The sequence below is a fragment of the Paenibacillus sp. FSL R5-0887 genome, from assembly GCF_038002305.1.
Taxonomy (GTDB): domain Bacteria; phylum Bacillota; class Bacilli; order Paenibacillales; family Paenibacillaceae; genus Paenibacillus_AQ; species Paenibacillus_AQ odorifer.
The window spans coordinates 1,495,964-1,508,886 of record NZ_JBBOCE010000001.1; the positions used below are offsets into that span (position 1 = coordinate 1,495,964).

Genomic DNA, 12,923 nt, shown 5'->3' on the forward strand with positions numbered 1-12,923 from the left:
TGGAGGCGCTGCAACATGAAGCTAGTAACCTTTCAAACCAAAATATCCCAGGAACCTTTGTTTGGGCTTGTAATTAACGAGAAATTTGTCGTGTCTTTTACCGCAATCATGAAAAAGCAGGGAACATTCGTTGACAGTCTTGAAAGTATGGACAGCTATCTTCATTATTTGCCGGCAAGTTATGATGCCGCTAAGGAGTTGATGCAATATGCTGTCGAACAGTCGCATCAATTTAATGAAAATGAAATCTGCCCGATTGTAGCGGTAAAACTGCTGCCGCCAGTTCCAAATCCGGCTGCGCTTATCGATTTCGGGCTGACGCCAAGACATCTGAGAAATGCTGGCGTAAATCTGCTGCAAAGAGAATATACAGGGCCGGAAAGAGAAGAGCTTAAACAAAAAATCGCTGAAAAATTCCAGCAAGATCCGAATAAAGTAACTTTCAGTTATTACAAATGTAACCATAATGCATTAATTGGCGATGGAGATACGATTCATTGGCCTTCGTACTCTTCCTACCTGGATATTGAGCCGGAGCTGGCCTTTGTTACAGGGATGGAGAACTGCATTGCAGGTTATGTTATTTTTAATGACAGTACTGTCCGCGATGTGCAATGGCCGGATTTCCAGGGGCTGACCGGACCGACGCGCTGCAAAGATTTTGATCGCAGCAAAGGCATAGGGCCATTTCTGGTTACGCCGGATGAAATCGACAATCCGCTGGTACTGGATGTGAATGTATGCATCGGGGAGAGACTGCACTGGAAGGGGAGCACATCCGAGTATTCTTCACACCCTGCAAAAGTGATGGAGGAGGTTCTCAAAGTTTTCACGCCGCTCCCGGGCACGATTATTGGAATGGGGACGATACCGGATTGCTGCGCAATCGAGACCGAAGAATGGCTGTTGCCCTCTGACCGAATCCAGATTACATTTGATAAATTAGGCACGCTCACGCAATTGGTGCCTGATCATGTCAAGATTACGGAACCAAGCCGCTGGGAAAAAAGAAGCGATTTGCCTTAAAAAACGTTTATCAAAATGATGAACCCCGACCCTGCTGCATATGCAGAACTTGTAGTAGAATAGGATTAACATATGCAAAAGGAGAACTACAATGCAAACTTCAGACAGAATCATTGAAGCCGCGACACAGCTCATCAAAAAGAATGGCTATCGGGGAGTAAGCACCAAAGCCATTGCAACGGAAGCTAAAGTCAATGAATCTACGATTTTTCGGCAATTTGGAAGCAAGCAAGGCATATTGGAAGCCATCATTGAAAGACATTCGGATATTCCGCAATTTGAGAAGCTGTTAAAAGAGGAAGCGACCGATAATCCGGAAGTCGATCTGCTGAATGTAAGTCAGCAGTACCGTTTGTTTTTCCATAAAAATGCGGACATCATTTTGATTGGCATCCGCGACAAAGGAATGCTTCCCGAATTAGACAGAGTGCTCGCCGATCCGCCGGCGAAGCTTCACTCCTTGCTGGTTGAATATTTTGAACGATTGCAGAAGAAAAAAGTTATCGCCAGACAGGATGAGCGTCTTGTCGCAATGTCTTTTCTCTCGATGTGCTACGGATTTCAGATGAGCGAGCTGATTCACCGGCAATATCAATCCCAATTCGTCACCGAGGAAGAGTTCTACAAGCATAGTGTCTCATTGTTTGTTAAAGGAATTTTAGCCCAGTCATAAGCATTATTGATTTATCCCATTCATCTAATGGAAGAGCATGCAGCGAGGGTTGATGATGTGGTAATTATTAAGCATGGAACAATCGTTGCAGATGGAACATTGGAGAAGTAAAAGGTAACCCTTCCACGATGGAGGATACCTTTTTTTTGCTCATGAATGTAGTTTTTAGTAATGGAAAATAAAATACGTGGATGCATTATATAAAAAACATGACTCATTAAATTAAGCCCAATTTTTTCTAGGGCTTTTTTTGTTTGGGTCCTCAGGATTGTATTTGGTCTATACTCAAACTTTCGAGCCAGAGTTATTGTACAGCTTTAAATCAAGACAATCATGCCTATTGCATTGGAATTATCCAGGGCTGTACTTACTTAATATCTTATAAGAAATTCTTGAAATTACAGAAATTTATCCAGTAGGGGGATGCTATTATACAAATACAAATAAAGACGAGGTGATGATATGCAAGCAAAATTGGCAGCGGACGCCATTCCCCTCCCCAAAAAACGGAACTCATGGATAAGGACGATAAAAAAGTATAAAGTGATGTACGCTCTCTTGTTCCCGGCATTAGTTTACTTTGCCGTATTCAAATACATTCCTATGGCGGGAATCATTATTGCCTTTAAAAACTATAATCTGGCTTTGGGACTATGGGATAGCCCATGGGTGGGATTTAGAAATTTTACAGATTTTATGAACGGCGTTTATTTCTGGGACATCATGAGAAATACGATTATCATATCCCTGTATAAGCTGTTGTTCGGTTTCTCAGCTCCTATCATACTTGCTTTGCTGCTCAATGAAGTTTATACCCAATGGTTTAAGAAAATCGTTCAAACGATCACTTATTTACCCCACTTTCTATCATGGGTCATTGTTTATGGAATGATGGTGGCATTATTAGCCCCAGGGGATGGTCTTTTTAACATGATATTGAAGGAAACTGGAGTTGAACCCATCTCATTCCTAACGGAACCTGCCTGGGGCAGACTGCTGATCATCTTATCTGAAATATGGAAGGATATTGGATGGGGAGCGATATTGTACCTTGCAGCATTAGCAGGAATCGATCCAAGCTTATATGAAGCGGCTAGAATTGATGGCGCTTCCAAGTGGAGACAGCTATGGCATGTAACACTTCCCGGCATTCGAGGCGTGATGATTCTGATGCTGATCCTTAAGTTAAGCCATATTCTGGATGCTGGTTTTGACCAAATATTCATGTTTGCCAACAGCTTTAATCAGGAGAAGATCGACATTATCGACACATGGGTATACCGTGAAGGGCTCGAGCGACTTAAGATTGGCTTGGCTACTGCTGTGGGATTATTTAAAGCGGTCATCGGATTTGTTTTAGTGTTGGCAGCGAATAAGCTCGCCAAAAAATTCGATGGGCAAATTTGGTGAGGTGGTTATCAAAATGATCAATTTGACAATCGGAGAAAAGGTCTGGCAAGCATTCGTTTATTTTATTCTTATTTTGCTAGCTCTACTTTGCTTACTACCCTTTCTATATGTGGTTGCTGTTTCAGTAACGCCAGAATCGGAAGTGCTAAGAAGAGGAATTGTTATTATACCAGAAACCTTTACCTTTCTAGCCTATAAAGAAGTATTCATTTCTCATGGTATTGGGCAGGCGTATAAAATCACATTGTTTCGAACGATTGTAGGCACTGCTCTCAATGTGTTCTTTACGGTAATCGCGGCATATCCGTTATCCAAAAAATATTTGCCGGGTCGCAGCCCATTTTTACTATTCATTGTCTTTACCATGATGTTTGGGGGAGGATTAATTCCGACTTATTTACTAGTCCGCTCTCTGGGATTGCTAAACAGTCCGTGGGTATTGATCATTCCCAATCTCATTAGTGCGTTTAATCTGGTGATCATTAAAGGCTTTTTCGAGCAATTGCCTGCTGAAATCGAGGAATCAGCGAGGGTAGACGGTGCAAGTGAACTTCAGTCGTTATGGCGGATCATTTTACCTCTGTCCTTGCCCGTCCTTTCCACAATTTCATTATTTTACGCAGTCGGGCATTGGAATAGTTACTTCGATGCTATTGTTTATATCAATGATTCCAACTTAATGCCGCTCCAAGTGATCTTGCGCAACATCCTGCTTAACGTCGCAACACAAAGTGCTGATTCGCTTGCCAATACCGGAGCTGTTAGTACGTTCGCTATACAAATGGCAGCAGTTGTCGTGACTACAGTTCCGATTTTGATCGTTTACCCATTTATGCAAAAGCATTTTACCAAAGGTGTGCTCTTGGGATCGGTTAAAGGTTAAAAAGATATTCCAACCTGAGTTGTTACGGGGAAACCGTGATAATATAGAAGCAAAGGAGAGGTCATTATGCAACGTAAAGCGATTACATTTGCTATTCTGACAGCAATGGTCGGTGTGGGAACAGTATTGTCAGGCTGTGGGGAACAAAAAGAGGTTACATCGACAGCTTCGGGTAATTCACAAGGCCAGTCTAGTCCCTTTGAAACCAAATTGAAAATTTCGATGTTTAACCAAGGAACTTTCAATGCTGCTGCTCCGATTCCTCCCCGTGAAGAAGATATCCAACGCCAAATGTTGGAGAAAGCAGTAAATATCGACTTGGAAATGATGATTCCTCAATCAGGGCAAGCAACGACTAAATTAAATACGCTCATTGCTGGCGGAGATATTCCAGATTTGATCTTTTTGAAGAGCCGTGCTGATCTCGCGCAATATTATGACCAAGGCGTTCTTGCGGATTTGACACCGTATCTGGATCAATTTCCTGAATTGCAGAAACGTTTTAGCAACGACTCCTGGGAGGCGATGTCCTATCAGGGAAAAACCATTGGAGTTCCAGGTTATGATAATGTAAACGGTATTAGTCGAAGCTTCTTTATCCGTAATGATTGGCTGAAAAAGCTGAATATGGAAGTGCCAACAACACCTGACGAGCTATTTGAAGTTATGAAAGCCTTTACAGAGAAAGACCCGGACGGCAATGGCAAAAATGATACGTACGGATTCATAGGCGGTATGAATAAAGAAGGCAATCTGCAAACCTATGGCTTCGATAGTTTGATGTGGATGTTTGGAGTCAATCCTCCCTCAGCCATTGATGTGAAAGACAATGAACCGGTGTTCCTGTTTACCGACCCAAAAATGAAAGAAGCGCTCGCTTATATCAATAAAATGATGGAAGCTAAAGTTGTAGATCCAGACTGGGTGACGATGAATACTCCCGATTTATTGGACCAAAAGCTATTTAAGGGTAAAGTTGGCTTCATGATAAGAGATGCCCGCAGGCTGGAACCAGATTATCAGCAAAAAATGAAAGAAATCAGTGGAGAGGTGCCGGAATGGATCGTCATTCCTCCAATGACAGGTCCTTATGGTGATCAAATTGTAGAGAGAAAATCGTTCCAAGGCAATTCATGGGCCATATCCAAGAAAGCGGATAAGGACAAAATCATTCGGATCTTGTCCATGCTGAATTATCTCTTTACGGACAAAGAAGCATATCCGAATTTTGCATACGGAATTAAAGGGATTCATTGGGATTTGGTAGACGGCAAGATCAAAAATAAAACCTCCGAATTATCTAAGGAAATGAAAGAAAAGTACTTATGGGTCGATCATTATAGAATGCCGCGTCGTGGTGATGATGCTGAGTACTTCAGCTTCCAGAATCCTAAGACGGCAGAAGCTTTTGAGAACAATCAGAAATACGTGGCGGCTACGTTGCCCGGGAATTTATTGACTGAAGACCCGAACGATTCCTTGGCAGCTGACCGCCAACGTTACATTAATGAAAGCTTGGTCAAATTTATGACTGGCAAAGAACCTCTTTCGAACTGGGACAATTTCCTCAATACATTGGAAACTAAGTTTGACATGCAGAAGTATAAAGACTCAGTAATCAAGCAATTTAAAGAAGCAGGCTTAATCAAGTAAATCAAACGAAGAGAGCGGCTATAATTAGCCCCTCTCTTTATTGAAATATAAGAAAGTATAAGTTTTACTTTATACTTATCCTTCTATTTTTCGAAGAAACGCTTATCGTCCTTAAAAAGGACGCCGAAGGCGTTTCTTCTTATCATATGCTATTATTTGTTTATTACAGATTTAAAAGGAAGATGATCGATGCGAAGAAGAATCAGCTTGCCTTTAAAACTATTTTTTATCGTATTTGCATTTGTATTAAGCTGCATAATCTTGATAAGCCAATTGTCTTATCGTTATGTCCAAAAGGAAATAAGAACCTCTGACATTTATTACACCAACCAAATACTTGATAAGATTGATCAGTATTTCACAGTTAATTTTTCCTCCTTCCAGACGATGCTGTTCTCGGTCGAGTCATCGGTGAAAGCCAACATTGACAATCCGGACGTGATTAAAAAGCAATTAAGAGAGCTCTATGAACTCAACAGTAATTACGTCAGTAATATTTATTTGATCAAAAACGATTTATCTATTCTAGGCGGAAGTACACCTACCCGAATATTTGATGAACCTTTAGCTGAAAGAGAACCATTGTTTGATGCAGCTGACAAGAATAGAAGGATTACATTTGTCAGTGATCCTTACAAATCTAAATATTCCGGCTGGACAGTTACGATGGTCCGATATCTGAACAGTGCTCCGTTTCCTATGGCCATTGCAGTAGATTTAGATCTAAATGCCATTGAAGATACCTTGTTCAAGATTAATAAAAAAGAACAAATGAATTTGGCTCTAATCACCGCATCGGGAAAAATCATTGCCGGATTTTCGGAAAATAAAGGCCCCCTGAATGTTCAAGATCATACTTTTTCAATCGGTGAAACGTCAGCAGAAGAAATTCTGGATACTACAGAAACAAACCTTCAACTGCACACCAAGGAGGGGATTCAAGTTTCCCTTCTAAAAAAACCGACTGAAAAATTCAACTGGACCATCATCTCAATCAACGATGAATCACGCTTGAAAGCTGCTTTATCCAGATTGGAAACCTATTATATCGAGCTTCTAGCTGCTGGTTTTCTCTTAAGTCTGTTCGTTTCCTTCTTTATTGCCAAATATATAAGGAACCCGCTCTATGCACTCAAAACAAAAATGAAGCGGGTGGAGCAAGGCTCCCTCACAACTACAATATCGATTAACCGAAATGATGAGTTTGGAGATCTCTCCCGAGCATTCGATCGTATGCTGCAGCAAATTGTGGAACTGATTCGGGGAGCAGAGCTTCATAACGAACTTGAACGAAAGCTGGAAATTCAAGTGCTGCAGTCTCAAATAAACCCTCATTTTCTGTATAACACGCTTGGTTCTATCAGTAATGTCATACGACTCGGACAAATAGAGAAAGTAGATGTGGTGATCGAGTCTCTCATTTCAATATTGGAATATGGGATAGCTGACGCTTCGGAGAAGGTATCACTGCGTCAGGAATTGCAGAATGTATCAGACTATATCGCGATCCAGAACATCCGCTATAACCGAAACTTCCAATTAATCGAAAATATCGAAGCAGGGCTAATAGATTTTCCGGTTTTTCGAATGCTGTTGCAGCCCCTTGTGGAGAATAGTATCTTCCATGGTTATAACGGAGGGGGGATCGAAGGCCCTATTACTATTCATGCGTACAGGGAGGGTGGCAACGTCATCATAGAAGTAGTTGATCAGGGCGAGGGAATTCCAACTGATAAAATAAAGCATATTTTAATTTCAGAACCGGGGGATGTGGAATTGAAAAGGAAAAGAATCGGGTTAAACAATATTCATGACCGAATCAGACTTCACTACGGAGAACAGTTCGGGCTCCAAATCATAAGCATACCTAAGGAAATAACCCGGGTTCGCGCCTTATTCCCAGCAGGCTTGTTTAAAGGAGATGCATGATGATGAGAGACTACACCTGCTTCATTGTTGACGATGAAGATCTAATCATTCAGAGATTGGAATTGTTTTTTCACGAGCGCTCCCTTAGGGATAAGCGATTTCATTTAGTGGGAAAAGCGAATAATGGGCTGAAGGGGATAGAGGAGATCGTAAAGCTTAAGCCGGATATCGTAATATCTGATATCGTCATGCCGCGAATGGATGGGATTTCCATGATTGAGCAGCTAAAGCCAAAGCTTCCCCATACCCAATTCATTCTTTTGACCGCTTATTCATCCTTTGAATACGCCCAGAGAGCTATTCAAGCCAACGTATTGGAGTACATTGTTAAGGTTCCGCTCAGAGATGCGGATTTGGATCGAGCTTTAGATAAGGCAGCCGGGATTTTAAATGAAGTTAAGAAAAAAGAAGCGGAATTTCAATCTTTAAACGTATCCGTGCTTGAAAATAAATATAGAGTCCGCAAGCAATTTTTTAACGAGCTTATCAGAGGCGAAATCCCTTCTCATCGGGCATCAGATTTTGCCAATCGTATGCAGTTCCATTTCTTTCAAGCCAACTATCGCTGCTTTATTGTCGAAATGAATATGTATGAAAGTTTCCGAAATGATTATTCAGCGTCTGATCAGAACATATTGAGGTATGCGATTACAAATATAATCGAAGAAACGGTGATGAATGGTGGCAGTGGTGTAGCTGCGGATCTATCCGATAATCGGTTTATTGGCTTTCTATCCTGGGAAAATAATCGTAGTGATCTGGAAACGGAATATGATTGCCAGACATTGGGGGGGCAGATCGTCTCCCATTTGCATCAATATTTGAATCAAAGGGTATCCGTCGCTTTTGGAGGTCCACACCGAGGCTGGGAATCCATCAAACAAGCTTACACGGAAGCACAAAATGTGAGTGATGATTTCTATTATCATACAGAGAAAGTAGTAAAAACACCCATGCATCGGTTCCATTACCATAATGACAGAAAAGAAGAATTTCAGCAGAAATTGGCTGATTTTCTTGCTGGGGTGAAAAGAAAGGTTTCCAAGGAAGAGCTGGAGAAAGCATTTGCTGATCTGAACCAATTTGTTACGGACCATAAAATCCATAAGTCCATCATGGCGCCTATGTTAAGAGACTTGTACAGAGACATTATTGTGAAGTTTAAATCGGGAAACAAGTTGGCTACGGAAGTAGCAGAGTTTCCCATAGAATTTTTAGCTTTTCGGGAGCAGCTTGCCTATATCGGCGACTTTACCTTCGAATATGTACACGCCGGCCAACTTTTACATCGTATAGAAATCATGAGTGCTATGCGGTTTATAGAGAAAAACCTGAAACAGCGATTAACGCTCGAGGCGATTGCCGAGGAAGTGAATTTAGCTCCATCGTATTTTAGCAGCTTATTCAAAAAAACAATGAACGAAGGCGTTATCAGCTACATCAATCGTAAAAAAATCCAATTAGCTCTCGAGCTGTTAAATATTCAGGATTATTCTATATTGGAATTGTGCGAAGAAGTAGGAATTGTGAATGAAGGTTATTTTTGCAAATTATTTAAAGAATATACGGGTGATACTCCTAAGCAATATCGGATAAAAATGACACGGTATGAATCCAATTAAGGTTGCAAAAAATGTGTGATTTTTTCGCGAAATCATGTAAAAAAAAAGGGAGCAAAAGGATTACCATGATAGAAGGATCTAATCATGGAGGTTATCAAAATGGAGCTTATTAAAGGAGATGTAACCGTCGTCGGCGGAGGTATTGCTGGGATATGCGCTGCCATTGCTGCCGCACGCCAAGGGCTGCAAGTGTCACTTATTAATGATCGACCGGTTCTTGGGGGAAATGCGAGCAGCGAGGTCAGGGTTCATATCAACGGGTCGGCATATCTCGGAAACAGTCCATCCTATTATGCACGCGAAGGAGGGTTGGTGGAAGAACTCAAGTTGAAGATTTTCCACTATAATCCGTTATACAACAAGAAGCTGATGCTTTCGCTTTCGGATACGGTCTTGTTGGATATGGTCTATGCTGAGCCTAACATTTCTCTATTTCTGAATACATGCGTGCATGAGACGGGCATGGAGAACGGCAGAATTAAATGGGTGGATGGTCTTCAATTGGCTTCCGAAAGGAAATTTCGTTTTGAAAGCCGAACCTATATCGATTGCTCCGGAGATGGAGTTGTCGGATATCAGGCAGGTGCTCTCTTCCGATGGGGGAGAGAAGCGAAACATGAATACAAGGAAGAATTGGCTCCTGAAGTGGCGGACCATTACACCATGGGCGATACGATCCTGTTTCAAGCCCGTGACGTAGGATATTCCGTTCCATACAAAAGACCTGGCTTTGCGTATGATATTACGAAGTTAACCTTTTTCGATAGTATCAGAAAAGGCTTAAATCATCGGGCTTTTCCAAGAAAAATCAACGGGCTTGGCGGATTGTGGTGGTTGGAATACGGCGGACATATGGATATTATTAAAAATAATGAAGACATCGCGTTAGAGCTGCGGAAATTGGTATACGGGATTTGGGATTATCTCAAAAATAGCGGTGAATTTGATGATGTAGACAATCTCATTTTGGATTATGTATGCCCGATCCCGGGAAAGCGGGAGTCGAGGCGGTTTATTGGGGATCACATGTTGTCTCAGAACGATCTCACAGCAAAGCCGCATTTCGAAGATGCTGTATCGGTCGGTGGATGGTATATGGATTTACATGCTAATAAGGGCATCTACGATGAGGGGCCGGCTACAGCTTGGAATTTCGTGCCTGGATTGTACAATATCCCTTTCCGCAGTTTATATTCACGAAATATTCCTAATCTCATGTTCGCTGGTCGCAATATAAGTGCTACCCATGTGGCTTTCGGATCTACAAGGGTTATGGCAACCTGCGGTTGTATGGGGCAGGCGGTTGGAACAGCTGCTTCGTTGTGCTCGAAATATGAGGTAGACCCTGCTGCTATAGTCGAAGCTCATATGGGGGAGCTGCAGGCGCTATTGCTTCGAGACGGACAAACCATTGTAGGCCTTCAAGAGGAATTGGATCCTTACTTCGCTGACGGATTAACTATTCGTGCCTCGTCTCAGCGCAGCTATGACAATCTTCATCCAACCGAAGAGATTTCCTTGGAGAAAGGGTTATGTTTGGTCTTGCCGATTCAGACATCCGTGGCTGAAAGCGTACGGTTCAAAATTAAAAATAGCTCCAAGCATTCGGAAACTCTACATGTGAAGCTTTTTGGCGGGGAACGAAAGGAAAACTACATTCCAACCAGCGAGTTGAGAGACTACCACTTGGTTATTACAGCCGGTCATGACGACTGGATTACGCTAGACTTGGACTGCAAGAAACCGGCTGACGACAAAATCTACATCATATTGGAGGGCACGGCGAGCCTTGCCATATACGGTAATGAAGAGAAATTGACAGGAGCGGTCAGCTTCCACTATAGGCCGGAAGAGCCGTCCAGGCTGAAGAAATTCAATAAGAGCATTTGCTTTAAGGACCTGGTGCCAGCTCAGAATATGTATAGTCCTGAGAATGTTGTCAATGGCTACTCCAGACCTTATGGCCAACCGAATGGCTGGATTTCTGAACATTCGGAAGGACAGGAATGGTTGGAATTCTGTTTTGCAAGCCCCAAAAATCTGGACGAAATCCATCTTGTTTTTAATTCGCAGCTGGATTTGGAGCATTTCAACGACCCGATTGAGTCCCTTATCCAAGATTATGATATGACCTTGACCTTAGAAGACGGAACCGAGAGGACAATCATAACTCGTGGAAATTATCTCACGTTGAATAAACATAAGATAGATGCGAATGGTGTAACCCGAATCCGGATTAATTTCGGCGCAACTTATGGTTCGCCTTATTTTGAAGTGTTTGCTGTGAAATTGTTTGCTCCTAAAATCGATAAATGAGGACAGGTGAAGTCACGATGAAGGAATTATTCCCTCGTAAAGGGCTCCCCAATATAATTCAAAAATTGGAAAATGGGGATACCGTAACAATCGTCTATTTCGGCGGCAGTAATACACGTTCTGAAGGCTACAGGGTTATGACGGCGGATTGGCTTCGTAAGCAATATCCTAAGGCGGATATCCGCTCTGTGAATGCAGGCATTGATGGGACAGGATCGGATTTGGGCTGTGCCCGTTTGGAGACAGATGTACTGCGTCATCGACCTGATCTAGTATTTGTTGAATTTGTCGGTAATGATGGCGGAGATCCCGAATCCAAGGCGCGGATCGAAGGGATTGTCCGTCAGATCCGCAAGCGGAGCCGGTTTACTGATATCCTGTTCGTTTATACGCTGAAGGAGCGGGATGTGGCCTTATTTCAGTCTGGAGAATACCAGAAGGGGGCTCTAATGCAAGAGGAAGTGGCCGACTATTACGGTATTCCTTCGATTCATCTGGGCGTAGCGGTCAGTCACTTGGTGTCGGAGGGAAAACTCGTTTTCACCTCAAGGGAAGACGTGTCCATTTCCGGAGCCGTTGTTTTTACACATGATTCGATCCATCCGACTATTCCCGAAGGACATCAGATTTACACGGATACGATCACCCGGTCATTTGAAAAAATTAGAGAACTTCAGGATCATCCAGGAAGGTCAGTACATCACTTACCTCAGAATCCGTTGGTCCCGGCTAATCCTTGGGAATATGCGAGCATGCTGTCATTGGATAGTCTTACCGATTTTTCCGCAGGATGGTCTTACATGACTCCCGATGATTGTGCTTTAGTACGCGAGTACAATTGGTTGTTCCCCGGCCTGTGGCGAGCAGTCGATCCTGGAGAGGCTATTACGGTGCAGTTCGAGGGAACCCATATCGGGTTATTCGATATCGGGGGGCCTGATTCTGGCAGATTGAAGGTGTCGGTGGATGGTGGGGAACCCTTTATTGTCGATCGATTCACACTACACAACGATCATAATCGTAATCAGTATGTATTCTTGCCGGAGCTCCCGAATGGGAAACATACGGTGCGCTTCGAAGTCGATACCGAAAAGACAGACAAAGCGGCTGTATTTGAGGCATGCGGCAATGAACGAAGTATTGAGCATGTTCGGCAGCATCCAGATTGGTATGATCAAACGGTGATCCAGCTTGGGAAGTTGTTATTGGTGCAGCCGCCATTATAATTAATCATAAGGTTTTCTCCAATTGAAAGACCTATATCATACTGACTGCAGTTGAGCGGCCAGTTATGATGTAGGTCTCTTTTTAAAGGAAGACAATGTCGTTTCTTCTTGCTTAAAATCTTATAAGAAATTCTTGAAATCAAAGAAATTTCACAGTTACGTGACATGCTATGATAAAAATGACG

At 42.5% G+C, this 12,923-nt stretch carries 9 protein-coding genes; all 9 read left to right on the top strand.

All coding sequences use genetic code 11. From position 1 onward, the window contains the following. Nucleotides 1–15 precede the first annotated feature (15 nt). The 9 genes from MKY14_RS06725 to MKY14_RS06765 all read left to right on the top strand — a co-directional run bounded on the left by MKY14_RS06725 (nucleotide 16) and on the right by MKY14_RS06765 (nucleotide 12,738). Nucleotides 16–1,026 (top strand): fumarylacetoacetate hydrolase family protein, encoded by a 1,011-nt coding sequence (locus MKY14_RS06725; protein ID WP_339187098.1) that lies wholly within the window; start codon nucleotides 16–18, stop codon nucleotides 1,024–1,026. A gap of 91 nt (nucleotides 1,027–1,117) precedes the next feature. Continuing rightward, nucleotides 1,118–1,699 (top strand): TetR/AcrR family transcriptional regulator, encoded by a 582-nt coding sequence (locus tag MKY14_RS06730; RefSeq protein ID WP_076126541.1) that lies wholly within the window; start codon nucleotides 1,118–1,120, stop codon nucleotides 1,697–1,699. Between the two features lie 462 nt (nucleotides 1,700–2,161). After that, a complete protein-coding gene (locus MKY14_RS06735; RefSeq protein WP_036677080.1) occupies nucleotides 2,162–3,109 on the top strand; it encodes an ABC transporter permease in 948 nt (315 codons plus the stop codon). A 13-nt stretch (nucleotides 3,110–3,122) separates the two neighbouring features. Then, nucleotides 3,123–3,992 carry a carbohydrate ABC transporter permease gene (locus MKY14_RS06740; RefSeq protein WP_036677077.1) on the top strand — a complete coding sequence of 290 codons (870 nt, stop codon included), beginning with the start codon at nucleotides 3,123–3,125 and terminating at the stop codon, nucleotides 3,990–3,992. A 66-nt stretch (nucleotides 3,993–4,058) separates the two neighbouring features. Continuing rightward, entirely contained in the window at nucleotides 4,059–5,645 is a 1,587-nt protein-coding gene (locus MKY14_RS06745; protein WP_036677074.1) for an extracellular solute-binding protein, read from the top strand. 189 nt (nucleotides 5,646–5,834) lie between these two features. After that, the gene (locus MKY14_RS06750) at nucleotides 5,835–7,574 is read left to right on the top strand and encodes a sensor histidine kinase (protein ID WP_076217656.1); all 1,740 of its coding nucleotides are present in this window, start codon (nucleotides 5,835–5,837) and stop codon (nucleotides 7,572–7,574) included. A 2-nt stretch (nucleotides 7,575–7,576) separates the two neighbouring features. Beyond that, a complete protein-coding gene (locus MKY14_RS06755; RefSeq protein ID WP_248548647.1) occupies nucleotides 7,577–9,196 on the top strand; it encodes a response regulator in 1,620 nt (539 codons plus the stop codon). Between the two features lie 84 nt (nucleotides 9,197–9,280). Further along, nucleotides 9,281–11,512 (top strand): FAD-dependent oxidoreductase, encoded by a 2,232-nt coding sequence (locus tag MKY14_RS06760; RefSeq protein ID WP_340976051.1) that lies wholly within the window; start codon nucleotides 9,281–9,283, stop codon nucleotides 11,510–11,512. Nucleotides 11,513–11,529: 17 nt separating this feature from the next. Next, nucleotides 11,530–12,738 carry an SGNH/GDSL hydrolase family protein gene (locus MKY14_RS06765; protein ID WP_076126551.1) on the top strand — a complete coding sequence of 403 codons (1,209 nt, stop codon included), beginning with the start codon at nucleotides 11,530–11,532 and terminating at the stop codon, nucleotides 12,736–12,738. Nucleotides 12,739–12,923 lie beyond the last annotated feature (185 nt).

Excerpts from the sequence above, each read along its gene's own strand:
- MKY14_RS06735 (WP_036677080.1), top strand. The coding sequence starts at position 2,162 with ATGCAAGCAAAATTGGCAGCGGACGCCATTCCCCTCCCCAAAAAACGG.
- MKY14_RS06765 (WP_076126551.1), top strand. The coding sequence starts at position 11,530 with ATGAAGGAATTATTCCCTCGTAAAGGGCTCCCCAATATAATTCAAAAA.
- MKY14_RS06745 (WP_036677074.1), top strand. The coding sequence starts at position 4,059 with ATGCAACGTAAAGCGATTACATTTGCTATTCTGACAGCAATGGTCGGT.
- MKY14_RS06730 (WP_076126541.1), top strand. The coding sequence starts at position 1,118 with ATGCAAACTTCAGACAGAATCATTGAAGCCGCGACACAGCTCATCAAA.
- MKY14_RS06755 (WP_248548647.1), top strand. The coding sequence starts at position 7,577 with ATGAGAGACTACACCTGCTTCATTGTTGACGATGAAGATCTAATCATT.
- MKY14_RS06725 (WP_339187098.1), top strand. The coding sequence starts at position 16 with ATGAAGCTAGTAACCTTTCAAACCAAAATATCCCAGGAACCTTTGTTT.
- MKY14_RS06750 (WP_076217656.1), top strand. The coding sequence starts at position 5,835 with ATGCGAAGAAGAATCAGCTTGCCTTTAAAACTATTTTTTATCGTATTT.
- MKY14_RS06760 (WP_340976051.1), top strand. The coding sequence starts at position 9,281 with ATGGAGGTTATCAAAATGGAGCTTATTAAAGGAGATGTAACCGTCGTC.
- MKY14_RS06740 (WP_036677077.1), top strand. The coding sequence starts at position 3,123 with ATGATCAATTTGACAATCGGAGAAAAGGTCTGGCAAGCATTCGTTTAT.